We start from the raw sequence: 25,071 nt of genomic DNA, 5'->3' as shown, positions 1-25,071 counted from the left end.
ATCCCCAGAACTAAGAACCACCGGTATTGCTTCATGGTGCACTCAAAATATGGGACCAGACCGGCAGTTGTGCCACTTGCATGATTTTCGCGGCATATGCCGGGTCGGTAGCGTAGCCACCGCGGACAAGACCTTGAACGAATGCTTGCGCATTGTCTCCAGTCTCCATCGCTTGTGGGTAATGTTCTTTGATGAGTCGCGCGTAGTGCTCCATACAGCCCCCGACACTGGAAAAGGCACGGAAAGCCGCAATGGTCGGCGTCAGGATGCCATCGACCACTTCGTTTGTTGGTGCCAGTACGCTGGGCTCACCAGGAAGAGCTTTGATACCGAACAAGTTATTCCCAATCATATGGGCGCCCCAACCTGTTTCCAACGCCGCCTGGGCCAGAAGCAGTTTCGGAGCAATCCCCAGAAGCCTGCCAACGCGCTTGGCGAGAGGGATTAGTTGCGCGACAAATGCCCGTGCCGAAGCGGAAAGCGTGGCCGAAGAACCCATATTCCCCCCTGTCCACCCTGCGTTCGGCAGCGATGGCTCAAGAATGATTGGTGGTGTTTCCCCGATAGGGGTCACTGTCGACGCGGGAATACCCAATGCTTTATCCAGTATCGGAACGAGGCCCATCCCATTGCCGGTCTGTGACAATTGCGTGGACAGAGACTGCAAAAGCATCGCCTGATAAGTGCCAGCGCCGGCAGCGGAACCAAAGAGCTTGGGCATCATGCGCTCGAGCAATTGATCAATAAATACCCCAGCAAATTGTTCAGCTGTTTGTGCGGCCTGAGCATAGTTGGCAGCAGGGTTTCCTCTCTGTGCGCTGGTTGCACCCTTTCCATTCAGGGCAGATCTTCCGACCATGGATACTTGTGTCACGTCCTTGGCGGGGGGGGGCGTCACGTCCGACAGAGGCCACGCCGGTCGGTATAGAGAGGAGAAGACAGGGTGCGCCATTCTATTAAATGACCTTGATTCGCGCATGCAGAGCGCCGGCGGATTTCATGGCTTGCAGGATAGATGCAAGTTCTGCCGGCGTGGCTCCCACGGTATTCAAGGCACGTACGACATCTTCCAGACTAGCGCTTTTCCTGAGCAGAAAGAGGTGTGCCTTATGCGTTTTAATACCGACTTTAGTATTGCTGGTAGCGACTGTGACCCCCCGACCAAACATATTCGGCTGACTCACCATCGGTGTGGTCTGGATGCTTACCGATAATGATCCAGTAGCCACCGCACAGGACGTAATGCGGATATTCGACCCCATGACCACGGTGCCATCCTGGGCATTGATGACAATAGTCGGCCGAGGTGCTGGGGCGCTGACCGGGATTTGTTGCAGGGCGGAAATAAATCCGACCCGTGCGTTCATATCAATTGGTGCATGGACCTCCACTACCCCTGGTCCCTGTGCCTGTGCGGACCCTGGGAAGATCTGGTTCACCGCTTCTACCATCCGCGCCGCCATGACATAACCCGGCCTGCGTAACAGTAGGGTAATAATGCCTGCTTGCGGCGAGGATGGTGGCAAGGGCACCTCCACGATTCCCCCGTTAACAATCCGTCCCACGTCCGGATTATTGACAACCAAGGATGTACCCCCTCCCGTAGCGGCTGCGCCTGTTACCAGTACTGGCCCTTGTCCCTGAGCATAGACTTGGCCATTGGCACCATGCAGTTGTGTCATCAAGAGAATACCGCCACGCAGACTGCTCGCATTTCCCACGGCGGAAACCGTGAGCGTGAACTTTTGCCCTGGTCGCGCATCGGCTGGAATGCTTCCCGTAACCATTACCGCCGAATCGTTGTTCGGCTGCATGAACGTGTTGGCTGGAAGATTAATGCCCATGTGCCGTAACATATTGGTAATCGTTTGGGTGGTGTACGGCACCTCGGTCGCTTGATCGCCTGTCCCCGGCAAGCCCACAACCAATCCATATCCGATGACCCGGTTCGTGCGGTCTCCCCCGATGCGGGAGAGTTGACCTACCGTGCTAGCCATGGCAGTCGATATGCTAGATATCCAGCCACCGGCACCCAGGTAGAAGATCAGACACAGTACCGCCGCGCGCTTAGTGGTCGCAGGCATCAGAATGGCCACAATGTCAAAAAGAAGCGCGCCAACCAGGGCATTTTAGCTGCCTGATACCCTTGGCCAGTTCCACTGTATTCCACTCGCGCGTTGGCCACGTCCGTGGAAGGGATGGTGTTATTGTTGCCAATATCGGCCTCACGGATGATTCCCGATATGCGAATCCACTCCGCGCCGGTGCCCGCGCCGGAGTTCAGTTTGGTTTGTCCAAGAATTGCCAGATTCCCTCCGGGGAGTATCTGCGTAACGGTTGCAGAGATGGTGCTGATCAGCGTGTTGCTCTGGGTAGATGCGCCAGCACCGCTACTACTGATGCTGGAGCCGGCGGTAACATTCGGGGAAATTTTGTTGCCACCGATATTGCCCAAAGAGAGCGGCAGCCCAAAAAAACTACTGATGGCATCGCCAATGGAACTTTTGCGACTGGTCGCGTTTTGGATGGCATTGCTGGCTGTGGCATTCTCCAGAATGTCTACTGTGATCAGGTCGCCAACTTGCCATGGCTGATGATCTGAATACCAGTTCTCTGCCGTGGTTGGTTGATAAATCTGACCATTCGCTAATGATGTTTGTGGTGCCGTCATCGGGGGTAATGGCAGAGGTGCAAATGATTTGTTGCGATGAAACGGCATACCGGCGGCACATCCAGAGAGTAATCCAACGGACCCAGCCAATATGACTGCCGCCTGAATGGCAATAAGCAGCTTTTGTGTAAAGGTCGTCAATGTCGCCGACATCAGATATTCGCCAGATAGCCCAGCATTTGATTGGCCGTGTTGGCCATATCTGTTCCCAACTGATACGCTCGCTGAGCGGTAATCATGCTTACCATGGCATTCACTACGTTGACATTGGAGGATTCGAGGTAGCCCTGCATAACTGCGCCTGTACCGTTGATGGTCGGCTGCTGAATATTGGGTGCACCCGATGCGCCGGTCTGTAGCATGAGATTATCGCCGATCCGTTGGAGCCCCGCCGGATTCTGGAAAGTGGCCAACTGTATTTGGCCAATTTGCGTGGGTGCGGCCTGCCCCGGCAATTGCGCGGTGACGGTGCCGTCTTGAGCGACTGTAATGGAGGTGGCGTTGGCCGGGACCGTAATAGGTGGCTGCGTCAGATATCCATTGGCGGTAACCATCTGCCCATTCTGGTTGAGCTGAAAAGATCCGTCGCGGGTATAGGCCAATGTGCCATTGGGCATGAGCACCTGAAAGTAGCCGTTCCCATTGACGGCAAGGTCAAGGCTATCGCTGGTCTGCGTGAGGTTACCTTGGGTTTCGATGGGTTGTGTTCCCACAACACGCACACCCGTACCCAATTGCAGACCAATGGGGAGGTTCGTCTGCGTGGAAGATAGTGCGCCAGGCTGACGTACGTTCTGATAGAGTAAATCCTGAAACAAAGCCCTCTGGCGTTTAAATCCCGTCGTGCCCACATTCGCCAGATTGTTGGCGATGACGTCGATTTGCGTTTGCGAGGCCTCCAGGCCGGTACGAATGGTTGACAGTGCGCGAAGCATAAATCGTTCTCCTTTCCTTACAGATTGCTAGGGATGGAATTGGCATCTTTTTGGTCGGTGGAAATGGTCTGCACGGCTTGGGTTTCCCACTGAAATAGACGTGAGGCGCTGATCATGTGAATCATGCTGTTGACCGGATTCACATTGCTGCCTTCCAGCGCACCGGGGACAATTTGTGCCGCAATCCCTTTTATGCTGACTTTCTGTCCCGGGTTGGGCGCAAACAAATCGTTGCCTTGTGGTTGAATGGATGCGGATAGTGGGTTCACGACTAGGATTTGCCCTACGCTCGCGGCTCGCGCGTTTGGGGTGTTCGGGATTGCGGATACTGTTCCATTCGAAGTGACACGCACACTAGCCCCCGACGGCACATAGATGGGCGATCCACCGACTCCCAGTACAGCTTGACCGTTCGCGTTAATGAGCATTCCCTGCGCCGACAGGTTAAGGTTGCCCGCACGTGTATAGGATTTCACGCCACCCTGCGATTGCACCACGAAAAACCCTGGGCCATTCAAGGCGATATCTAGTGGGCGCCCCGTTTGCTGTATGGCTCCCTGCTGGAGGTCCATACCATTCTTTTGCGCGACCACGTCGACCCTATTCGGTTGTCCTTGGTAAAAGAACGGAACGGCGCGAAAAGCCGCGCGTTCGGCCTTATAACCCGTGGTACTGGCGTTGGCGAGATTGTTGGCCGTCACGTCTAGCCGCTTGGATGCGGCCAGTAACCCGGTCATGGCAATATACGCAGATCCCTCCATAATGTGTCGTCCTTACAGTTGCAGCAGCACGGCAGTATCCTGCTGTTGCGTTTTGATGGTCTGTGTATTGGCTTGATATGCCTGCTGTGCGACGAGCATTGCCACTAACTGTGAAGAAAGTCCGACGTTGGAGGACTCCACCGCACCAGACTGAATGGCACCGAGACCCGCCGTACCTGGGGCATTGACCAATGGGTTTCCCGCAGCGGCTGTGGCCTGCCACAGATTGCCACTCGTCGGGGACAACCCTTGCAAGTTCGCAAAATTTGCCAGAGCGACTTGCCCCACCGCACGGCTTTGCCCATTGGTGAAATTAGCATCCACTGCCCCGTTTTTCTGAATGGAGATGGAAGAGTAAGTGCCGGGCGCATAGCCATTGATCGTCTCCGAAGTCACGGCGAAAGGGGCGTTCGTGAGTGTGGAACCAGAGAGGCTGACATTGATGCTGCTGCCTGACGAGCCATTGCCCCACGAGGCCACGTTGATGGTGCCGGAAGCCCCGGAAACCAGCGTTCCACTGTTGTTGAAGGTTAGCGTTGTCAACGATCCTGATGAAACCGGATTGCCATTGCTATTGTTGGCGGCGTAGTAAACATCCCAGTTGTTCGGCTGGTTCGCTCCACCCGTACCGCTGGCATTGACGAAGTATAGGGTGACATTCTGTGCCGTTCCTAGGCTGTCATATACCTGCGTGGTGGTAGAGCTATTGTAACTGTTTGGATTTGACGTGCTAAAGGGGGTTGTCGTCGTATTGATGGCAGGGTCGGTGGCGTTGAGGTTGGCTATCAACCCCGCCTGCGTGGTCGCTTGAGGGAGCATCGCGGAATTATTGATCTTGAGATTGCCTAACACGGTGGCGAATTTGCCAGGGGTTCCCGGTACCGGCTGATATCCCTGTAAAGGCAGTCCGGCATTGTTTGTTAAATAACCACCGGAACTGATCTGAAACTGCCCATTGCGGCTGTAATCATTGGTGCCGTTGTTGTTCAGGATGAAGAAACCGCCACCGTTGATGGCCATGTCCAACGGGTTGCCGGTAGTGGTCACATTGCCCTGGGTAAAACTTTGGGAAAGCGAGACCGTTGAAACCCCGATGCCCGGGGTCGTGTTATTGCCTGCCGCGCCAGCAATAGATGCGGCATATAGGTCGCCAAATTGCGCGTTGGAGCTTTTGAAGCCCACGGTATTCACGTTCGCAATGTTGTTGCCAATGGTGTTGAGATCGGTTTGTGCGGCATTTAGGCCGCTAACTGCCGTGTTGTAACCCATGTCTTGTGCTCCTTAGCAATAGGTTGATCAGGCGACAGCCGTTGCAGCCTGACCGGAAGTGGTTGTTGCAGCTGTGGTGCCGAGTTGCGAAATTTGGTTGCTGATCTGTTGCAGAATGCCATCGGCCTGCGTCATGCCGTTAGCAGTCGTGAACCCAGCGATCTCCTGCGCCAACTGGTTATTGCTGACCGGCTGCGAAGGGTTCTGATTCTGCAATTGGGTTACCAATAATGTGAGGAAGTCCGATTCAGTCATGGTTTGTCCAGAAATATTGCCAGAGGCCGTCCCGCTACTGGATGCGGTTGTGCTACCGGCCACTAGGCTGGAGGCTACAGATTGAGAAACTGGTTGTGAGGAAGCGAGAACGGAACTGATGGACATGATTTTCTCCTGATACTTAGAGCGAAAGGGTTTTAATGGCGACGGTTTTCAGAACATTGGCGGCCGTGACGTTGTCTTGATAGGCGCGCGAGGCGGAGAGCATGTTCACCATGCTTTCGATGGGATTGACATTCGATGACTGGACATATCCCGCAGAATTAGCGAGTGGATTTCCGGGTTCATAGAGTAAACGAAGAGGTGTACTGCTCTGCACAACACCTGCGGTGCGCACGGTATCAAGTTGCATACCATTGGAGGATGTCCTCAACGGCTGTGCTGCAAAGATGATTTCACGGGCACGGTAGGGAGTTCCTGTACTAGACGTCACACTGTTTGCATTGGCGAGGTTGCTGACCGTCGTGGCCAACCGCATGGATTGGGCAGACATGCCATCGCCGGCGATGGTGAGGGCGCTGATTAAAGACATGTGAGCTCCTTAGTAAACAGAAGAGGTGTTGATAGCATTGGTCATCGATTGGATGGCTCCCGATGCAAACTGTTCGTCGGCCTCACTTGCTAAAGCTGTCTGTGTGATCTGCATCATCACTTGCTCTGCTGAGACGGAGTTGCCATTCAAGCCGACCGGCGAGCCTCGTTCATATTGCGTATAACGTAGAGTGTTGCCAACACTGTTTCCGGGCTTCTGAAGAGCGGCCGCGAAGGCGGCACGGAAGTTCAGATTCTTCGCCTTGTAACCTGGTGTTGATGCATTGGCAAGATTACTGGTCAGCACTTCCAGTTGTGCGTTGCGCAAGGACATGGCCTTACCAAAAAACGTGATATCTGCAAGCATGGCGCCTCCTGAGAGTTTGCCAAAATATGCAATAATCATGCCATTCATTAATTTATTGATTACAATAAAATTTACATTTATTTGGATGCTTGTTGCGAGCTTGGCTAGCACCTCAGTGCCGCAAGCGTGAGGGCACCATTTTTCGTGCGGCAGTATGATCGATCAAATGTTCTTCAATGACCTAACTGGTCGCCGACGCTCTATGTATGGAATATTCAGCGACTGCACGCGAGTGAACAAGGTGGTCCGCGGAACGCCCAGTAGTCTGGCGGCTTCCGACATATTTCCGTTGGCGCGTTGCATGGCCTGCTCTATATATGTGCGCTCAATCTGGCGCAACGTGTCCGGTAAACTGAAATTGTCACCGGAAATTTTGGGTTGAAGCACCGAGAATCCCAATTTCTCTACGGGTGTCAATCTATCAGAGCACGGGTTATCGGCATAATCAGTGCGTAACGAATCCACCAAAGGATGACATAAATAACTAGGAAGGTCTTCCGGTGCAATCTGTCCGGAGTGCCCATTTAACCGCTGCACGGCTAACCGTTCCACCAGGTTTTGCAATTCCCGTACATTCCCAGGCCAAAAGTAGCGCATCAGAATATCGAGCGCTGCGTCAGTAATTGTTAATGATGGATACCCCTTGCTGCATAATCGATCGGAAAAATAATTAACCAACAAGGGAATATCGGAAGCCCTTTCGCGTAATGGCGGAAGCTCTATTGGATAGATATTCAAGCGATAATACAAATCTTCGCGGAAGCGCCGGCTGATTACTTCCTGCCGCAGGTTTCGATGCGTGGCGGTAAGAATGCGAACATCGATATCTACCGGTTCTCGTCCGCCGACCCGATCAATTTGTTTTTCCTGAAGAACCCTCAATAGCTTGGCTTGTAATGGTAATGGCATATCTCCTATTTCATCTAGAAGAATTGTACCTCCATCAGCCTGTTCAAACTTTCCCGTTGTTCTTGACAATGCTCCAGTAAAGGCGCCTTTTTCATAGCCAAAAAGCACTGACTCAAGCAAGTCAGATGGTATTGCAGCACAGTTGATTGCGATAAAGGGCTTCCCGGCCCGATCAGATTGCTCATGAAGCGCACGCGCCACTACTTCCTTCCCGGTGCCGGTTTCGCCGGTTAGTAAGACCGATATAGAAGAAGGTGCCCTAGAAAGAGCGTTCAATGCATTGAGAATAACTTTCCAGGCTGACGATTCACCGATGACGGATGCTAAGCGACTTTTTTCGGAGCGTAATAGTCGAACACTGACCATAAGTTGTTTTTTCCTGATTATGATACAATTAAGTTATCTTGTGATCTTTTCTCAGCCGTCAAGTAGGCGAATTGTATAATATATGCACGCACTGAGCAAATATATAGACAGCACCAGTTCCCAGAAACAGCGATTTAAGGGGTCGGATAATTTCGTGAGGATTCTTGTAGGCGTTTCGCCAGTGGCTCCGTGGAAAATGCCCGGCAGGCCACCTTTGGGATGGCCAATGGCTTCACGGCAACCGTATCGTCCACGAATTCCAGGTCTGCCCTATACATCCTTCATGCTTTAGGGTGGTTCGAAAAATTCTGAGGCCAGATTGCTGATCAGTACTTCCGATTGTGCATCGAGCAAGGACGCGGCCCTACCAAAGAAACGTGATATCTGCAAGCATGCCCTCTCCTGAAGTCATGCAAAATTATGCAATGAATATGCCACATATTATATTATTGATTTAAAATATATTTATCGCCATTTAGATGCTTATCGCGAGCTTGGCCAAAACCTCAGTGCTCCAAGTATGCCGGCTCTGTTTTGCGTGAGGCGGCATGTCTCCATCCTCATGAATGGCATTCATATTTCACTTGTATCCATTATGTGCGCCATCTTATGGATCGCCCAGGTTTCCAGTCAAGGGTATTTGCTGGCATGAGCACGGCAACGGACGAATGGCGCCTGTGTGCCGTAGTACCAGACAGTAGGGTGTTTCGCGTCGTGGTGCGAGGTTGCGTTCCGCGCCCCGTTTTGCAAGGTGGTATGGTGCGTAACATGGAGTCGTCAACCGCGGGTGGCTTGACGCTGTTGTTGCTACCCACATTCGACGATGATCACTTATTTGCGGTGAGTGAGTGGGTCACGAGCGGGAAAAAGGCAGTACCGATCCGGGATCGACGAGGTATCTTGTTGGGCACGATTCTGATTTTTCGGGATGTCACCGGGAAATGGTGACTGACCATCGAACTGACCCAGCGGGCTGGTCACCCACGATGCGCTTCCTGGATTACCACAGCAGAGTATGGACGGCGTTGCGTCTAGTTGCTGGGATGATGCGCCTTCGAGGATTAGCTGCGGGGCATGCGGATTTGGCCGGTTATGTGGTCAAAGCAGTGAGGAAGGAGCGGTTCCAGTGGGTTGAGTAGCCTATGGATCAACCTCAAAAAAGACCAAATGGGAGTATCAGGATGACAGGAGTTGCACTGAATCAGGGGCAATTGCTGCTCCACTACCAGCCCGTGGTGGAGATTGCCAAAGGGCCCGTGGCGGTGGAGGCATTGCTCCGTCTAAACCACCCGGAGCTTGGACTATTGCCTCCTGCGGCCTTTGCCAGCGTCCTAGATGCGCCGCGTCTGGCGCGACGCATCGGCTGTTTTGTGCTGGAGTCGGCACTAGCGCAAGCAGAGGTCTGGCATCGGCAGGGTCTGCCTCTGCGCGTTTCGGTGAATATGAGCACTTACCATTTATTGGATCAGGAATTTCTATCTGATTTGCAGACCGCTTTGGGTGCGCATACCGATCTGCCTGCGTCCTCGGTTGAAATTGAGGTCACCGAAACCGCACCGCTACTCGACTTTGCCAAGGCACAGAAAACCCTGTTGGCATGCAACCGACTGGGAGTGCGGATCGCGCTGGACGATTTTGGCACCGGGAATGCCTCACTGACCTATTTGCAGAAGCTGCCTGCGCAAACTATAAAAATCGATCAAAGTTTTGTCCGAAACATCCTTCACGATCCCAAGGATCATGCGATTGTGGCTGGGGTAGTAACTAGTGCGAAGCTGATGGGACTGCTGGTGGTGGCAGAAGGGGTGGAAACAACGGGGCATACCGCTCTGCTTACCCAGCTGCAATGCCACTGTTTGCAGGGTTACGCCATAGCGAGACCCATGGCGCCGAAGTTGATTCCAGACTGGGTGGTGCAGTATAATGCTCGGTCGTACCACGATAGGCATAGCTTCTCCCCTCTCTGAGCCTTATTTCCGCGATTGAGTTGCGGATGATTTGGCGGGAACGTCCAACCCACAAGGATTTCCGGTATAATGGTCTCGTCGAAAAGATTCACCTATCGGGTGGACTTACAGGCGGTGCCGATGAGGAAAATGGCACGAACGGTGCTTTCATTCAAGATGACTCATCGTGGTCCGCTACCCGCAGCAGGCCGATCTCCTGGAAATCGACCGTCCACGCTACCACGTTATCGCCAGTAACCGAGTGGGTAGCACCGCTGCCGTCTTGGTTGGGTACCGGCAGCGAGAAGAATGCTCAGAAAACGGCATCAAAGAGATCAAGATCGGTTTTGGGATGGAGCGTGCCTTGTGGTCAGGAAAGCACCCATACAGCGTTCTTCCGGCTTGGGGTGATCGCCCACAATTTGTTCGCGCTCTTTCGCCACCTCCACTTTGAGGGAGGGATGGCAACAGCATCGCATCGCGACTGTTCGTTGGCGACTCTTTCAGGTCCCGGAGCGCTGGTGCGCCATGCCGATGCCTGGGTGCTGAAGATTCCCGCTGCCACAGTCGATTGGTTTGCCGATATTCGCCAACGCTCTTACGCTGCCGTCCACGAGCCGACCGGCTAATCTTCGCGACAACCCCCAAAACCCCTTTGATCGTTACCCCTGCGAGAGGTCTGGCTGCCCGATTTACGCCAAGAAGGGGCCCCAACCGCAGCCAGAGTATCGACAACACGCAGATGAAAACCCAACGACCCGAGACAATCGCGGAAATTGGGCTGAGGGTGCGACTTGCATTTATAAGTTGTGTCAATATGATATGTGGGTGCCGTCGTGTCTTTTTCAACATTGGGGCGGTGGGATAGTTGATGCAGAGTTTGGGGCTTGCACATTTGACGTGACTGATGATCATCCGGCCCGGTACACCGCCAAACCAGTTAAAGGCATAGCGGTGACATCCCAGCTTGGTCGTCGTTCGATTCCAGATGAACTCGGCACATCGGTGCCAGGATCGGCAGTTTGACCGCCGCCATTCTTTGCGGCCTAGACCCGAGTCAATATCTCATCGGGCGCACTTATACTGCGCGCTTATTGCAAATGACCGACGTTTCCAAAACTCTACTAAATCGCTCCATGACGGTGTCATTATGCCTGTTGAATTTCCCAAAACAACCGTTTCCAAAGACACGCAGGAACTCATCGTCCGGCAGGCCATCTTCGGACGCCAGAATGAAATTATTGGCTATGAACTTTTTGTCCGGGACGACGACTCATACAATGGACCATTGACCGACCCCTTCCTCTCCTCGGCCAGAGTAATGTTCAAAACCTTTAATATATTTAATGTAGAACAATTATTGGGCAGGAAACCGGCCTTCATAAATTTCAGTAACAACTGTTTTGATGAAGAAAGTCTTGCGTTATTTCCACCCAAACAGATCATTCCTGCATTTACTATTGCCGAAGCGCCCGGCCATGATTTCATTGAGAAGATGATGAATTTGCGGAGGCGCGGCTTTCGCTTGGCTTTGGATCTTTTTGAGGGCGTACCGTGGCAAATGGCACTACTGAAACTCGTGGATTTTGTCAGAATCGACACCAATACCAACGAGCCTGCGGCATGGGAGGCGTGGATAAGCATGGTCCGCAAGGCCAACCTGGCCAACACACCGGCACTCATTGCTACGTGCGTAGAAACTCAAGCTATAGCGCGGCGCTGCTTTGAAATAGGCGTCGATTATAGTCAGGGTTATTATTTTATGCACCCCGAGATTGTCGCGGGGAGAATGCTTACCGAAAATCAGCGCACAATTTTTAACTTGTTGAATCTTCTTGCAGAGGAAAATCCGGTAAGTGATATCGAAGAAATCTTTCGTAAGGATCCAAGTTTATCTTATCAACTCCTCCGCTACCTGAATTCAGCAGGTCTGACCCGCGGCCAAGAAATCGATAGCATCCGCCGCGCACTTATTCTGCTCGGTCGGCAACCTTTGCAGCGTTGGCTGACCCTTTTGCTCTTTGCCAGCCAAGGTGGGCGCAAAAGTCCGTTACTGGTGATTGCGGCGACCCGCGCCCGCCTCGCTGAAATGTTGCGCGAACGTTCAACACTACTAGAATCCCATCCACTCGCGCTGCACCGATCTTTCCTGGTTGGTATGCTGTCATTGCTGGATGTTTACCTGGAACAACCGATGGCTGGGCTATTAGATGAGTTGCGGCTGTGCCCAGAAATGCGTGCGGCCATAATGGAGCATCAAGGCGAAGACGGCATCCTGCTCCAAATCATTGAGGCCGCAGAGCGTGGTGAAATTGATGTGGTGCGCGACCGTGCTGCATCCCTGGGCTTCACCATCGCCGATATCACGCGTATATCTCTGGAATCTATGGCTTGGGCCGCCAGTCTGGAATAACTGCTTTTAAAGTTGTTTCATTCATATTGAGTTCCAGGGCACCCATGACGTAGTTCAGCGGTGCCCGCGCGCGTCTGTCAAGGTAGATACCATCTCCCATTTTTTAAGCGGCCTTTTTATCCCGCCACTGGGGGTTCAGATTTACCGCCCCGACGGGAGTCCAATTGCGTGTGCTGCCTGACCAGCGTTCCGGATTTTTTGCCTTGGCCACCTCATAAAGGGCATGACGTTTCGCTAGTCGCGCCATGATCCTCGCCCCGGTGACGCTGGGCTGGAATGACGAAGCGAATGCGACGATGCTCGTAGTTGTACCAGACGATGAAGTTACGCACCCAGATTCGCGCGGTGTCGAGGTCCGCAAAGCCGCTCCCCAGATCATAGAGCTTGGTCAGTAGCGTGGATATCGAATTCATCAAGGATACTTTGTCGCCGTTAAATAAACGATTCGCTCATTATCGAGGATCGTCTTGGATTCTACTGCCGGGCGTATCACAGACTCAAACAATTTCTGGTCGTCCACGCTGAATGATTGTTCCATGACTTGTTGCAGTGACGGAGCAAGCGGGTGCGGTGAGCGGCCAATGAATTCATCCCAAGAGTTTATTAACGATCTATGCACATCGATGTGCAATTCTAGGTGGGCTTCATGAAATCCAGCTTCTTGTATCATGCGCAGCAAATCGCGTTCGGAGAAGTTGCAAAATGACGCATCTTCCATCTGATCTTGGTTGCTGGGAAATTGCGCTGATTTCAACCGGTAAATCAAACTTATAAGGTCGTTTTTTGCTGTTTCATGGTTGGATTCAATGATTGCACGCAGGACACCAACAGAGAGGGCTTCATCTTGAAATATTGGCTCCGCGAAAGATATCTTAGCACCAGGTTTTAGTATCCGCCAAAACTCGCTCAGTGCAGCGGGTTTGTTGTGAACATATGCGAGCGCTGAACGGGTGGCAACAACATCAACACTTTGGTCTGCGATAGCTGAAAGATCTTCAGCAGAAGCAATAAAAAATGTACACTGTTCACGTACATTTTTGCGGATACATTCTTCCTCCACAATTTTTAGTAGGCGTGCAGAAATATCCGTGAAGATGACGTGCAGTGTGGGACCTATGCGTTTTATTCCACGTAAGCCTAGGAATCCGTCTCCGCAACCGACATCCACAAGCGTCATTCCTGGCTGTAATTGTGCAGCATCGAGCACGCGGTCCGCATAACGTTCAACTTCAGCCATGATGCGCTGCTTGAATCCAGGGCTGCCAGCATTTCGTCGATGCAAAATCCAGTCGGCCCAAAGATCATGTTCCTCATTATCGGCACTTATTTCAGATATAAGCATGATCTTCACCAGTTAGCCAGTCTAAATTGATTGATGCCGGCGCCATGTGCGCCCCTGTAGCAGGGCTGACCTCGTTGCACCAAGATATAGTTTGTAATTTCTATGCCAAAGTATAATATTAATTATCTTGCTGTGCAACGTATTATGGTGAGATCGTTATTTATGACAGGGCGTTGGATGGAATATCATTCAGGTGCCAAGGTCGATACTGTTTAGTTAGATAAGATGATCGGAATGGGATCACAGGGCTGATGCAGCGAAGCACCTTGATCTCGAACCGGAACGAATTCATCTTTTTTCTGATGCCGCGCGGATTACGCTTCCCGCGATTGGTCACCACCCGTCGTGAGGCCATCTCAGTCAGGATGCTGCTGACTTCCTTGCTCACCTCTTCGGGTACGTCGTCTTGCCCACTCTCTCAAACGGGATACCCATTCAGCGGCTGTACACCACCCAGCGGGTTCACCAATGTCGATGACGTCACTCAGGACCACGCTCATGTACGGGCATAACGCACCATTGACTTATCGGTCTTCTGCAGTGCCACGCTCCTACTTTGTCATAACCGGAGCCACAGCGTGTTTCTTCGGCGCGATTTGCGGCACCCAGGGCCGATTACTACGCTTATGTGTCGTTGGATAAGGCTTGGGATTGCTGAAATCGGATTAAGCATGATACTGTCTACTGGTCATTTTATGGAAGGAGCGATATGTCCGCAGAAAAAAGACGCCACATCTATCAATTCGATGCGATTCGAGGAATCGCCGCGTTGGCTGTGATGTTATCGCATTATGTTCTTATATTTGCCAATTCATCGTTGCCATATTACAAAGATGTATCTTCACTTATAGATAATTTATCATATAGCCCATTGGGCATATTCTGGGCGGGAAGATCCGCTGTATTATTGTTCTTCGTGTTGAGTGGCTACGTGCTGTTTGTTATGATCAACAGCGCAAGTGTGAACTACATACAGTTTCTCCTGAAGCGTGGCCTGCGTTTGTATATACCATATTTATTTGCGGTATTTTTGGGAATCGTTGGAGAGTGCCTCCTGTATCACGGGAAGTTATCCGGATTAAATCCATGGATAAACCAGTTTTGGTCTGACTCGATAACGACAAAATCAATATTTGCTCTTCTACTATTTATAGATGCGTTCGACACTAATCGCTATGATTTTACCATATGGACACTAGTGCAGGAGATGAGAATATCTATATTATTTCCAGTCATTTTATTGTTTGTGCGTGGCAAAGAATGGTGGATTTCGATCGTTATATTCTTTACGGTTAGCGTGTTGTCCATGGTAATCCGCATTTTTGCTTTGTCCGGTTGGCCATTACTGTCTTGGCTAACTCTATCTGGATCATTCACTGCATATATTTTTACGCCGTACTACATGTTCGCTTTCGTCCTTGGCGCTACGCTGGCGAGCCAGCGTAAGCCATTACAAAAATGGTATGGCAGACTCAGCACACAAGGTCGGATAGCCGTGTTTATCATCGGATTTTCTCTTTATTACTATGGACCCCACTTCGTTGGCACCATAGGGATTCACCATTTGGTAGTCCGCGATTGGCCAGCCGTAATGGGTGCGGCCATTCTACTGGTTGTTTCGGCTTACGATATTGTCGCAATTAAAATTCTTACGAGACCTGTTTTTTTATATTTTGGAAAAATTTCTTATAGTTTATATTTATTGCACGCGGTGGTTTTGCTGGCCATGTTACATGCTTTCTACGGCGTAATCATTTTACCAGTCCTGCTGCCATTATCTATCGGTGTTACATTTCTAGTTTCTGACCTTACATACCGGTTTGTGGAAAAGCCGGCTATAAATATTTCCAGAACTCTGCCCCGCGACGGTTTCATCACAAAAAGATTATAAGAAACAGCTTGTGCACTGTATTATCATTTAGTAAATCAGTCTTTGGCGGAGGCCATCCCAGTCAGGATGCTGCGAATCAATGCTGACTTCCTTTAGTTTTCCCAGCTTTAGGCCGACACTAGGCGCATAGCACCTAGCTATGCTGTACTGTGCGTTTCACCAACCCGTGATACCCAAAGGCAATCCTGGCGACGATCAACACCGCCATCAGTCAGATCAATCCGGCGCTCACCGTTCAGGGCTATCCGGCCTTCCTGACCCGCAAGACGGACTCGGTGGTCAACGTCCACTCCGGCCAAACCATCGTCCTGTCGGGCCTGATCCACGCCACGGGTGCTAACAGCATCAACAAGCTGCCCTGGCTCGGGGACATCCCCATCCTCGGTACCCTTTTCAGGGATACCCAGTTCCAGCACAACCAGAGCGAAAGAGCGAACTGGTGATCTTCGTCACCCCCGAGGTGATCAATCCGAATTCCCCGGTGAACCGCGCCATGATCCGGCAGGGGCGGCAGGACATTACCCGCTTCAACCGCGATTTCCAGCACGGGTATTTCGTGCCGGGGGTGGGTCATGATCCCAACCGGGTGGGGTACCCCAACTTCACCACCCATGTCGCCCCCACGGCGGCTACGAAGTCGGCACCGCCATGTAGAATCTCGACCTGGGATTGTTGGCTGTCAACTATAACGCTAATTGCTGGCCAAACAATGACGCTGATTCACACTCATGTATGCAACGGGGTATAGAAGTTCCGTTTAATTCCATTAATGAAGGCCGCACGATATACGATCAGTCTTGCCCAGAAATCAGCGGAATAAAACAAAGCGTTATTAGTGATTCGATCATTTTTTTTCCAGAAACCACCTCTGAGCCAGAAGGTTCAGGCTGGCCAGCACCGTTCCCAATTCCTGACCCCGCTCGGTCAATCCGTAGCGGACTTCCGGCGGTATGGTGGGACGGTAATCCCGAAAAACGATCTGGGCTGTCTCCAAACCCCGCAGCCGCTCTGTCAGCATGCGAGATGAAATGCCTGGGATAGTCCTCTTGAGTTCACCAAAGCGCAAGGTGCCCTGGTTTTCCAGTACCCAGAGGATATAGGTGGTCCACGGCCCCATGAGGAGCCGCAGGAGCTGGTCCATAGGACAAGCCTGTTTCTGTCGGGATTGACGCATATTGGTTACCTTAAAGTACCTACTTTACAAAAAGAATCCTGCATGGTCTATTGAAACCCAGACTCCATATGGGAGTCCATAGAGAGGAATCGTTTATGAGCAAGATTTTGGTTTTGTATCACAGCCTTTGGGGGCATGTGGAAGCTATGGCCGAGGCCGAAGCGGAAGGTGCCCGCTCGGTAGTGGGCACTCAGGTAGACATCAAACGCGTACCCGAGACTGTGTCCGCAGACGTGCTGGCCAGTATGCATGCCAAGACGGAGCAGCGTGCGGTGGAGGCCAGCCCCGATGATTTGGCCAACTACGATGCGATCATTTTCGGTACCCCCACCCGCTTCGGGAATATGAGCGGGCAGATGCGCAACTTCCTGGATCGCACCGGCAACTTATGGCAACAGGGAGCACTGGTGGGCAAGGTGGGCAGCGTATTCGTCAGCACCGCCTCTCAGCACGGCGGTCAGGAAACCACCATCACCTCTTTTCACACCTTCTTGCTCCACCAAGGCATGATTGTCGTGGGCGTGCCCTATAGCTGCCCGGAATTGTTGAACATGGACGAAATCAGCGGTGGTACGCCCTATGGTGCCAGCACCTTGGCCAAGGGCGACGGTAGCCGCATGCCTTCGGCCAACGAGCTGACCATTGCCCGCTTCCAGGGACGGCACGTGGCAGAAATCGCAAAGAAGATTTTTCCCTGAAGGAGGAGCCAACAATGTTAAAACGATACCCTTCATCCACATTAGCAGTTACTGCGTTGTCTTTGGTAATGGCTGGAAGTGCCATGGCCACACCAATAAAGCACTACACTCTGCTTTCTGGGAATCCTGACGGAACTTATCGTATTGACCCACAGCACACCAACGTACTGTTTACCATTGGTCACGTGGGCATCACCCAGTTCACCGGACGCTTCGACAAAATCGCAGGAAGCTATACCTTCAACGCCCAGAATCCGGGTAAAGACCGGGTCCAGATCACCATCCCCGCCGCCCGTATCAATACGGGCTATGCCTTAAGGGATGTGCATCTGCGCAGCAAGGAATTTTTTGATGTCAAGAAATATCCCGACATCACTTTTGTCAGCAGCAAATATGTCCCAAACGGTAAAAATATGGGGGATCTTTACGGCAATCTCACCTTGCATGGGATAACCAAGCCCGTGGTTTTCCAGGTCCGGGAGCTGGGTGCAGGGAATGTTTCCTACCTTCCCAAACCTTGGGGTGGCTATCTCTCGGGATTTGTGGCCACAACTACTATCCATCGATCGGATTTCGGTATAGATGCTTACTTGCCAGAAGGTTTATCAAACGCTGTTAGCATCAAGGTCGAAGTGGAAGGTGTCAAAAAGTAATCATCAACATAGAGAGCAGGATATTAAGCGATTTTAATAGCCTGCTTGTAACCATGGAACACAAAGATACTTTCTATATTATGCGCCAACCGACTCTATTTATACCGCATGGGGCAGGTCCTTGCTTCTTTATGAACTGGGATCCAGCCAATACCTGGAACAGGCACAGGAAATTCCTGGAGAATCTCCCTGCACTACTACCAAATCGTCCAGGTGCTATCCTCATCGTATCCGCTCACTGGGAAGAGCAGATATTCACTATAAAAAAAACAGTAACCCTGGATTGTTATTCGACTACTCTGGATTCCCAGAAGAAACCTACCAATTGCAGTGGCCGGCCGGAGGTGATCCCCACCTAGCATTGCAAGTCAGAAATTTGCTCGAGAAAGCAGGAAATTATACCCATACAGATGAGAATAGGGGATATGATCACGGCGTCTTCGTGCCGTTGAAAATAGCTTTTCCAGCGGCGGATATTCCTTGCGTACAGCTATCTCTGCAAGCCGGTTTAGATCCAGAAACACACTATCTAGCCGGAGAATCCCTCACGTCCTTGCGGGATGAGAATGTCTTAATACTTGGCTCTGGTAACACTTTTCACAATATTCCTGTATTGATGCGTGGGATCAAAAACAAGACGGATAATATAGCCGGATACGACTTTGATGACTGGTTAACAAAATCCCTAACAAATCAAAATCCGGAAGAACGTAGACGATTATTGTTTCAGTGGTCTGAAGCTCCTGGAGCTCGGCACTCTCATCCTAGAGAAGAACATCTTGCACCCTTGTTTCTGGTTGCCGGTTCGGCAGCAGGGGAACTGTGCAAAAAGGTTTTCGAGGATGCGGTTCTGGGAGCGGTTGAGAGCGCTTTCATGTTTGGCTAACGCCGGTTTCCGAACCCCTATCAGTCAACGAATGATGGCTCGGATGCTGGATGTTTGCTGCGGGAAACTGCGCCCGAGATGCAACTCCATGCTTATTCTGTTGATGATTTGAACGACAGCTTCCGCTGCATACTTGCCACTGGAGGTAAAGAGCACGCCGAGGGGGCGGGAAATCCGCGAGACGTCAGGATGATGCTATTTTGTCAGCGAACACTTCTTGTGTTAACGGACAAAATAGCATCATCCCGCATTTTCAGTTTTGGAGTGAAGGTGTATGGCTGATCCACAAAGCATCAGGTTGGGATACTATATGGCTCGCCGGCGTTACGCGTTTAAGGAGCGAGGTCGGTTCGGCGCACATGGGTGACATACCGGGCATATTTTATTATGATCCCTGCACCGTACTATCACAGGATACGGCTTCATGCGGCGGTTTGATATATGAAGCCCGAATCCTGCCTGGTTGGTCTGCATAATCATAAACGAGCGCTTCGTTTAATCTGAGTTTTGTCACCCTTATGTCTTGGAACCAGTCCCTGTGGATTGGTACCCTTCGGCTGATCCCCGGAGCGAGGCGGGCAAAACTGGTTGTCACCCAAGGAATCAATCCTGTAATGCAGATTAATCGCTCGCCTCACCTTTGCCACCCGTTCGGACGGTATCCAAGGCCTGCCCTGGGCAAGAGCCTGCACAGATAAGGTTGAACCGGCATGGTCCGTAGATCGCCGTTATCTTTTCAAGGAGATTGGCATGACTCATCCTACTCTATTCGTTGGCATCGACGTGGCCAAGACCAAATTCGATGTGGCTCTCTTGAACGCTGAGGGCAAGTATCGCAGTAAGGTCTTCCCCAACACACCCGTTGGACATCAGCAGTTCCTGGAGTGGCTGACCAGGCACGACGCCCAGGAAGCCCATCTTTGCATGGAGACCACGGGCGTCTACGGGCGGGACTTGGCACGCTTTCTGGCGCAACAGCAGATCCTCATCAGCGTGGTCAACCCGGCCCAGATCCATGCCTTCGGCAAGACAGAACTGACCCGGGCCAAGACGGACAAGGCCGATGCCCGGCTCATTGCCCGGTATTGCCGGATGCACCGTCCTGCGCCCTGGGTGCCGCCGGCTGAGGAGATCGTCACCCTCCAGGCCCTGGTCCAACGTCTGGAGGACCTCCTGGCACTGCAAACGATGGAGAACAGCCGACTGGAAGCGGCCGAGGGGCCAGCGCGGAAGTCTGTGGAGGCCGTCCTGGAATTTGTTCATCAGCAGATCGAGATGGTACGCCTGCAGATCGAGATCCATATCGATAAACACCCCGATCTCAAAAACCAACAGGAGTTGCTGTCCAGTATCCCTGGTATTGGGGACAACACGGCCGCCACCTTGCTGGCCTTTCTCAGCCCCTTGGAGCGGTTCCACTCTGCCAAACAGGTGGTTGCCTATGCCGGCCTCAATCCCCGCATTCGCCAGTCGGGTCAATGGGCAGGAAAGACCCCCATCGCCAAGGCGGGGAATGCTTTGTTGCGCAAATCCCTCTACCTGCCGGCAGTGGTCGCCAAGCGACACAACCCCATCATCGCATCCTTTTGCGACCGGCTATTGGCCCGAGGCAAACGCCCCATGCAAGTGGTGGTCGCGGCCATGCGCAAGCTCCTGCATCTGGCTTTTGGCGTCCTCAAGTCGGGGAAACCGTTTAACCCCAAATTGGGAGTTGCATAACGCCGTCCAAGACGGTATCTGCAATCACCTGGAGAGCAAAAATAATGAAACATATTATCCTTGTTGCCGCATTGTGTGTTCCGCTTGGGGCAAATGCCAACGTTCTGCGCAACGGACTGGATAGTCTGGGCATCTACGGGCAGGTCGTCGGCACACCATCCCGTGTTACAGCCGGTAATGCCTATGGTTCGATCACCGCGTCCGGTGGCAACACCACCACTGGTGTTGGTGTTGCCTTCAACGGCGCCAATTCCGAATGGTGGTTTGCCCATCTGGGATTCGACTATGGCGTAGGGCCGGCTCTCAATGGGGGTACGTATACTATCTACAGTCCCACCGGGGTTAAGGTCGGGAGTGGTCCCAGCCCTAGTAATATAAGCGGACACTCCCTACAGTTCAATGCGCGGTTCGGTAAAGGGTTTCAGGTTGCCCAGAACGTGATCGTTGGTCCCTACATTGGCTACCAGTGTGCACAATTCACCTTATGGGTGAGGGGTCAGTCGGCAGCCTATGTAAACAATGCCCTCGGCGGGGGGGTGTATGGTGCCATCGCTCCGACCAGCCGGATTACCATCAGTGGGCATATTGGATACCTTGGGGGCATTTCCACGAACGCGCCGGGCGCAAATGTGCTGCAGGTTGGCACAAAGGCGGATTACCGTTTTGACTCGTCATGGAGCGGCTTTGTCGGCGCGTACTACGACAGGTATTCGGCTTCCGGTCGAATGGGGACGGCCTCCAGGGACATACGCGTCAATGATGTGCGCGGGATCTTCGGTTTGGCCTACCACTACTAACGAGATTTAGGCAGAGAAAAATGGATCCACCCCCGCAAGGATTAAGGGGCTCGGATATGACCCCTGTATTGTTGGCGCGCATTTAAAACTGACCACCTGGGGAGCGATCACATTCCGCCAGTTGCGCACGGACTCGATGGCTCGTGCATAGCAGCCGGTAAAGCCTTCCTTCTTGATGACTTCAAACAGCATCAGTGCGGTACGTCGGTCGCGCTTGGGCGGCCAGTTTGATCTCTAAGGCTACCCTAGGTATCTGCCCCCGTGATGTTGAAGCGTTCGTCGGCGGGCAGACCCAATTACGTTCAGTTATTGTTAAATATTATGGTAAGTATATTTAACTTTTATTTAAATTTAGCCTCATCCACACTCCTCCTCAGTCATCGCCCCTCTGAGCGCGCCGACGGACCCGATGGAGAGCATTTTCCTCAGTGTGATATCGGGTGCGAGCCATGAGGTCTCGTGATAAACGCAATAGTAGTGTTCCAGACGATGTCTGTCTTGAATGGAGCAACGGGAGGTTTTATGTCTATTTTCAGACAGTTGGCAAAACCCGCGGCAGATTTGAGGCTTTCGGCTTTCGAGCTTGCTCAGGACATTGATGCCCTTTCGTCAAAGGGGGCGCCGTCCCATGAAGAATTCAACGGCGCCCACGCCCGGGCAGCAGGGCACTATGTCTGCGTACGTTATCACCACGATCAAGAGCCGTCCCTTCTTAGTATCTATGAGGCTCGCCGCTACTTGGCATGGCTCCGTGCCGGTCACGTTGGAACCCACTGGAATGTGACGGATTAACCAAATGAAGTCGGGGTTGCCCTGGCAACCCCGTGGCCTGTGCTTTTTTGGGAGTCATGCCATCAAATGCGTGAGATAGAGCATGCAAAAGATTCGCGTTTGAAAAACGCCATCTACAAAGATTCAAGCGTGGCCTTACTTACCCAGCACGGCAAGGAGAAAGTTGTTGCTCCTATACTGGCCGCCGCCATTGGTTGTGAGGTTGCACTGGTGACAGGCTTTGACACGGACCAACTGGGTACCTTTACCCGCGACATCCCCCGTGTCGGTACCCAGATCGAGGCGGCGCGGAAAAAGGCACGCATCGGCATGAAGTTGGCGAATTTGCCCCTGGGACTCGCTAGCGAAGGCAGCTTCGGACCGGATCCGTTTACCGGGCTGTTTTCCCTGAACATAGAAATGATGGTCTGGATCGACGATACGCTCGGGATCGAAGTGGTGGGGGCTGCCTCGGGTAGGACCAACTTCTCTCATCTGCTCGCTGCCAACTGGGAGCAGGCCGAGGCATTCGCCCGCGCGGCAGGTTTTCCCGAACACGGGATCGTAGTGCGCCCGCGCCATGAGGACGATTCCCGCGTCCGCAAAGGGATTGCCGACTGGGAATCGCTGCGTGAGGCCTTTTTCTGGGCCTGTGGCGAGGCGGACAACGGCTGCGCCTTCCTGGAAACCGACATGCGTGCGCATATGAATCCCATGCGCATGGAGATGGTTGCCCAAGCCTCACGGGACCTCGCCCACAAACTTCGCACCCCATGCCCGATCTGCAATACGCCCGGTTTTCAGATCGTGGAGCGCATCCCCGGCTTGCCTTGTGAGGATTGTGACTCCCCGACACGGGACACCCGGGCGGACATCCACAGTTGTGCCAGGTGTGGCCATCAAGTCGCGCTGGAACGCCCGGAGAAGACCGCTCCAGCGGGCCACTGCGACTGGTGCAACCCGTGAATCAGAAACGGCAGACAGCCATGTGTCGGCAGCCCGAATTGAGGAGTATCCCATCATGACAACGATTACCGAGGCAGTGCGGGATGTTCCAGTAGCATGTCTGTTTCTTTTCGTTCGGAGAACAGACGATCTTGCCAACGCCTGCCAGCAGGTCGAGGCGTTTCTTGCGTTTTGTCGCAGCCGCCAAGGCGATTCCTTTGCCAATGAACGTTTCTTGGGCGTATGGGTGGATGAGCACACAGTCACCAGCCTTCCTCAAGAGTGGGTATGGCCATTGTCAGCCACTCAGACTCTTCTTCTGACGACACGGGAAAGTTTTGCCTTGTGGGGTATCTGGTCAGTCGCCTCGATCGAGGTGGTATGCCGGGAGACCAATGAGGGGATGGGGCTTTCCCATAATCTATTGCTTGATGCGCTGATTGCGCTTACGCAGGGAAACACCGGAACCGTTGGCGCTTATTCACCGGTTTTCGCGCGTGGCACACCCGTGGAGCAAGTGTATGCAGAGATCAACCAACTGAATCTCCGGTATCCGCTGCGGATTGCCGACCCGATTTATTGCGACCCGGATACGGGTGCTTTGTCCTTACAGGACGAATTGTCATGCCATTGAAAAAATGAACCCGGTAAAACCTACTCCGGATGGTTATACTCCGACTTTGTGTACCAGGAGGGTAGCAATGGTGAAGCGACTCACTCTCATACGCCCCGACGATTGGCATCTCCATCTTCGGGATGGCGCGATGATGGCCGCGGTACTCCCCGACACGGCGAGGCGTTTTGCGCGCGCCATTGTCATGCCGAATCTTCAACCTCCCATCACGACAGTTGATTTGGCGCATGCCTACCGCGATCGCATCCTCGCGGCACTCCCAGCGGATATGCGCTTCGATCCGCTCATGACCCTTTATCTCACGGACAATATGCCGGTGTCCGAGATCGCGAAGGCAAAAAATAGTGGCTTTGTGCAGGCGGTCAAGTACTACCCGGCCGGCGCTACCACCCATTCCGAGCATGGCGTGACCGATCTGAAGCGTGCCTATTCGGTGCTCGCGGCGATGGAACAGCAGGATCTGCCGTTGTTGATGCACGGCGAAGTGATCGATCCGACCGTGGACGTGTTTGACCGTGAGGCGGTGTTCATCGACCGGCACCTCATGCCGTTGACGCGCGATTTTCCCGGCCTGCGCATGGTGCTGGAGCATATCACCACACGCGCGGCGGTCGAGTTCGTTCGGCAGGCCTCCGACACCGTCGCCGCGACGATCACCGCGCATCATCTGCTGCTCAACCGCAACGCGCTATTCGAGGGCGGGTTACAAGCACATCATTACTGTCTGCCGCTCCTGAAGCGGGAGACGCAGCGCGCAGCGCTTGTCGCCGCAGCCACGAGCGGCAGCCCGAAATTTTTTCTCGGCACCGACAGCGCGCCGCATCCGCGTCAAGCCAAGGAGTCCGCCTGCGGCTGCGCTGGCATTTATACCGCACATGCGGCGATCGAGCTCTACGCAGAGATTTTTGGGCGAGCCGGTGCGCTTGACCGACTGGAGGCTTTTGCGAGCTTCCATGGACCTGATTTCTACCGGTTGCCGCGCAACCGGGACACCCTCACCCTGGAGCAGCAGAGTTGGACGGTGCCTGAAGAACTGCATTTCGGGAAGGACACGGTCGTGCCGTTGCGCGCTGGAGAAATGATAACCTGGCGAGTGGTAACATAAGCAGACACCTTG

Annotated in this window: 28 protein-coding genes and 1 pseudogene; 16 read left to right on the top strand and 13 right to left on the bottom strand. The window is 52.8% G+C overall.

Annotated elements, in window-relative coordinates; all coding sequences use genetic code 11:
* Positions 1 to 31: 31 nt before the first annotated feature.
* The 10 genes from PJU76_RS12715 to PJU76_RS12670 form a co-directional block, all read right to left on the bottom strand.
* The gene (locus PJU76_RS12715; RefSeq protein ID WP_271779806.1) at positions 32 to 979 is read right to left on the bottom strand and encodes a glycoside hydrolase family 73 protein; all 948 of its coding nucleotides are present in this window, start codon (positions 977 to 979) and stop codon (positions 32 to 34) included.
* Positions 957 to 2,084 carry a flagellar basal body P-ring protein FlgI gene (gene flgI / locus PJU76_RS12710; protein ID WP_271779805.1) on the bottom strand — a complete coding sequence of 376 codons (1,128 nt, stop codon included), beginning with the start codon at positions 2,082 to 2,084 and terminating at the stop codon, positions 957 to 959. Before flgI ends, PJU76_RS12715 begins: the two co-directional genes overlap by 23 nt.
* Positions 2,084 to 2,824, bottom strand: a complete 741-nt coding sequence (locus PJU76_RS12705) for a flagellar basal body L-ring protein FlgH (RefSeq protein ID WP_271779804.1) — start codon at positions 2,822 to 2,824, stop codon at positions 2,084 to 2,086. The genes flgI and PJU76_RS12705 overlap by 1 nt, the downstream gene beginning before the upstream one ends.
* The gene (flgG, locus tag PJU76_RS12700) at positions 2,824 to 3,606 is read right to left on the bottom strand and encodes a flagellar basal-body rod protein FlgG (protein ID WP_215860883.1); all 783 of its coding nucleotides are present in this window, start codon (positions 3,604 to 3,606) and stop codon (positions 2,824 to 2,826) included. The genes PJU76_RS12705 and flgG overlap by 1 nt, the downstream gene beginning before the upstream one ends.
* 17 nt (positions 3,607 to 3,623) lie before the next feature.
* Positions 3,624 to 4,367, bottom strand: a complete 744-nt coding sequence (flgF, locus tag PJU76_RS12695) for a flagellar basal-body rod protein FlgF (RefSeq protein ID WP_215888593.1) — start codon at positions 4,365 to 4,367, stop codon at positions 3,624 to 3,626.
* 12 nt (positions 4,368 to 4,379) lie between these two features.
* Positions 4,380 to 5,636 (bottom strand): flagellar hook protein FlgE, encoded by a 1,257-nt coding sequence (gene flgE, locus PJU76_RS12690; protein ID WP_271779803.1) that lies wholly within the window; start codon positions 5,634 to 5,636, stop codon positions 4,380 to 4,382.
* 27 nt (positions 5,637 to 5,663) lie between these two features.
* Positions 5,664 to 6,017: a flagellar hook capping FlgD N-terminal domain-containing protein gene (locus tag PJU76_RS12685; protein WP_271779802.1), complete on the bottom strand. Its 354-nt coding sequence runs from the start codon at positions 6,015 to 6,017 to the stop codon at positions 5,664 to 5,666.
* Between the two features lie 16 nt (positions 6,018 to 6,033).
* Positions 6,034 to 6,444: a flagellar basal body rod protein FlgC gene (gene flgC / locus PJU76_RS12680; protein WP_271779801.1), complete on the bottom strand. Its 411-nt coding sequence runs from the start codon at positions 6,442 to 6,444 to the stop codon at positions 6,034 to 6,036.
* Positions 6,445 to 6,453: 9 nt separating this feature from the next.
* Entirely contained in the window at positions 6,454 to 6,810 is a 357-nt protein-coding gene (locus PJU76_RS12675) for a flagellar basal body rod protein FlgB (RefSeq protein WP_271779800.1), read from the bottom strand.
* Between the two features lie 162 nt (positions 6,811 to 6,972).
* Positions 6,973 to 8,085 (bottom strand): sigma-54 interaction domain-containing protein, encoded by a 1,113-nt coding sequence (locus PJU76_RS12670; RefSeq protein ID WP_271779297.1) that lies wholly within the window; start codon positions 8,083 to 8,085, stop codon positions 6,973 to 6,975.
* A gap of 648 nt (positions 8,086 to 8,733) precedes the next feature.
* On the opposite strand from PJU76_RS12670, the gene PJU76_RS12665 reads away from it, so the two are divergent.
* The 4 genes from PJU76_RS12665 to PJU76_RS12650 all read left to right on the top strand — a co-directional run bounded on the left by PJU76_RS12665 (position 8,734) and on the right by PJU76_RS12650 (position 12,444).
* Entirely contained in the window at positions 8,734 to 9,033 is a 300-nt protein-coding gene (locus tag PJU76_RS12665) for a hypothetical protein (RefSeq protein ID WP_271779799.1), read from the top strand.
* Between the two features lie 233 nt (positions 9,034 to 9,266).
* Positions 9,267 to 10,052 carry an EAL domain-containing protein gene (locus PJU76_RS12660; protein ID WP_271779798.1) on the top strand — a complete coding sequence of 262 codons (786 nt, stop codon included), beginning with the start codon at positions 9,267 to 9,269 and terminating at the stop codon, positions 10,050 to 10,052.
* 26 nt (positions 10,053 to 10,078) lie between these two features.
* The gene (locus tag PJU76_RS12655; protein WP_271779797.1) at positions 10,079 to 10,660 is read left to right on the top strand and encodes a hypothetical protein; all 582 of its coding nucleotides are present in this window, start codon (positions 10,079 to 10,081) and stop codon (positions 10,658 to 10,660) included.
* A 521-nt stretch (positions 10,661 to 11,181) separates the two neighbouring features.
* Positions 11,182 to 12,444 (top strand): EAL and HDOD domain-containing protein, encoded by a 1,263-nt coding sequence (locus tag PJU76_RS12650; RefSeq protein WP_271779796.1) that lies wholly within the window; start codon positions 11,182 to 11,184, stop codon positions 12,442 to 12,444.
* 103 nt (positions 12,445 to 12,547) lie between these two features.
* Here PJU76_RS12650 and PJU76_RS12645 read toward each other — a convergent pair.
* Positions 12,548 to 12,845: pseudogene (locus PJU76_RS12645) on the bottom strand (IS3 family transposase); the annotation flags it as partial.
* A gap of 11 nt (positions 12,846 to 12,856) precedes the next feature.
* The gene (locus tag PJU76_RS12640) at positions 12,857 to 13,786 is read right to left on the bottom strand and encodes a class I SAM-dependent methyltransferase (protein ID WP_408629737.1); all 930 of its coding nucleotides are present in this window, start codon (positions 13,784 to 13,786) and stop codon (positions 12,857 to 12,859) included.
* Positions 13,787 to 14,495: 709 nt separating this feature from the next.
* On the opposite strand from PJU76_RS12640, the gene PJU76_RS12635 reads away from it, so the two are divergent.
* The 3 genes from PJU76_RS12635 (at position 14,496) to PJU76_RS12625 (ending at position 16,425) form a co-directional block, all read left to right on the top strand.
* Positions 14,496 to 15,677: an acyltransferase family protein gene (locus tag PJU76_RS12635; RefSeq protein WP_271779795.1), complete on the top strand. Its 1,182-nt coding sequence runs from the start codon at positions 14,496 to 14,498 to the stop codon at positions 15,675 to 15,677.
* Between the two features lie 182 nt (positions 15,678 to 15,859).
* On the top strand, positions 15,860 to 16,120 hold the full coding sequence (locus PJU76_RS12630) for a hypothetical protein (RefSeq protein ID WP_334212485.1): 261 nt from the start codon (positions 15,860 to 15,862) through the stop codon (positions 16,118 to 16,120).
* On the top strand, positions 16,117 to 16,425 hold the full coding sequence (locus tag PJU76_RS12625; protein ID WP_271779794.1) for a hypothetical protein: 309 nt from the start codon (positions 16,117 to 16,119) through the stop codon (positions 16,423 to 16,425). The genes PJU76_RS12630 and PJU76_RS12625 overlap by 4 nt, the downstream gene beginning before the upstream one ends.
* A gap of 96 nt (positions 16,426 to 16,521) precedes the next feature.
* On the opposite strand, the gene PJU76_RS12620 is transcribed toward PJU76_RS12625, so the two are convergent.
* Positions 16,522 to 16,851 carry a winged helix-turn-helix transcriptional regulator gene (locus PJU76_RS12620; protein ID WP_233470695.1) on the bottom strand — a complete coding sequence of 110 codons (330 nt, stop codon included), beginning with the start codon at positions 16,849 to 16,851 and terminating at the stop codon, positions 16,522 to 16,524.
* Positions 16,852 to 16,946: 95 nt separating this feature from the next.
* Between PJU76_RS12620 and wrbA the strand changes: the two genes are divergently transcribed.
* The 9 genes from wrbA (at position 16,947) to pyrC (ending at position 25,059) form a co-directional block, all read left to right on the top strand.
* Complete coding sequence (wrbA, locus tag PJU76_RS12615) at positions 16,947 to 17,549, top strand: NAD(P)H:quinone oxidoreductase (protein WP_215893130.1); 603 nt, start codon at positions 16,947 to 16,949, stop codon at positions 17,547 to 17,549.
* Between the two features lie 14 nt (positions 17,550 to 17,563).
* Entirely contained in the window at positions 17,564 to 18,202 is a 639-nt protein-coding gene (locus tag PJU76_RS12610) for a YceI family protein (protein ID WP_271779793.1), read from the top strand.
* A 121-nt stretch (positions 18,203 to 18,323) separates the two neighbouring features.
* Entirely contained in the window at positions 18,324 to 19,088 is a 765-nt protein-coding gene (locus PJU76_RS12605; RefSeq protein WP_271779792.1) for a DODA-type extradiol aromatic ring-opening family dioxygenase, read from the top strand.
* 750 nt (positions 19,089 to 19,838) lie between these two features.
* Positions 19,839 to 20,807, top strand: a complete 969-nt coding sequence (locus PJU76_RS12600) for an IS110 family RNA-guided transposase (protein ID WP_271779405.1) — start codon at positions 19,839 to 19,841, stop codon at positions 20,805 to 20,807.
* Positions 20,808 to 20,851: 44 nt separating this feature from the next.
* A complete protein-coding gene (locus PJU76_RS12595; RefSeq protein ID WP_271779791.1) occupies positions 20,852 to 21,604 on the top strand; it encodes a hypothetical protein in 753 nt (250 codons plus the stop codon).
* Positions 21,605 to 22,126: 522 nt separating this feature from the next.
* Positions 22,127 to 22,396: a hypothetical protein gene (locus PJU76_RS12590; RefSeq protein WP_215880276.1), complete on the top strand. Its 270-nt coding sequence runs from the start codon at positions 22,127 to 22,129 to the stop codon at positions 22,394 to 22,396.
* A 66-nt stretch (positions 22,397 to 22,462) separates the two neighbouring features.
* Positions 22,463 to 23,341, top strand: coding sequence for a DUF6671 family protein (locus PJU76_RS12585; RefSeq protein ID WP_271779790.1), 879 nt, complete (start codon positions 22,463 to 22,465; stop codon positions 23,339 to 23,341).
* A gap of 55 nt (positions 23,342 to 23,396) precedes the next feature.
* A complete protein-coding gene (locus PJU76_RS12580; protein WP_271779789.1) occupies positions 23,397 to 23,954 on the top strand; it encodes a hypothetical protein in 558 nt (185 codons plus the stop codon).
* A 67-nt stretch (positions 23,955 to 24,021) separates the two neighbouring features.
* Positions 24,022 to 25,059, top strand: a complete 1,038-nt coding sequence (pyrC, locus tag PJU76_RS12575) for a dihydroorotase (RefSeq protein ID WP_271779788.1) — start codon at positions 24,022 to 24,024, stop codon at positions 25,057 to 25,059.
* Positions 25,060 to 25,071 lie beyond the last annotated feature (12 nt).

Source organism: Acidithiobacillus ferriphilus (assembly GCF_028215975.1).
GTDB classification, from domain to species: domain Bacteria; phylum Pseudomonadota; class Gammaproteobacteria; order Acidithiobacillales; family Acidithiobacillaceae; genus Acidithiobacillus; species Acidithiobacillus ferriphilus.
The sequence above is the reverse complement of the archived record's forward strand: the minus strand, read 5'-3'. Positions and strand labels throughout refer to the sequence as shown.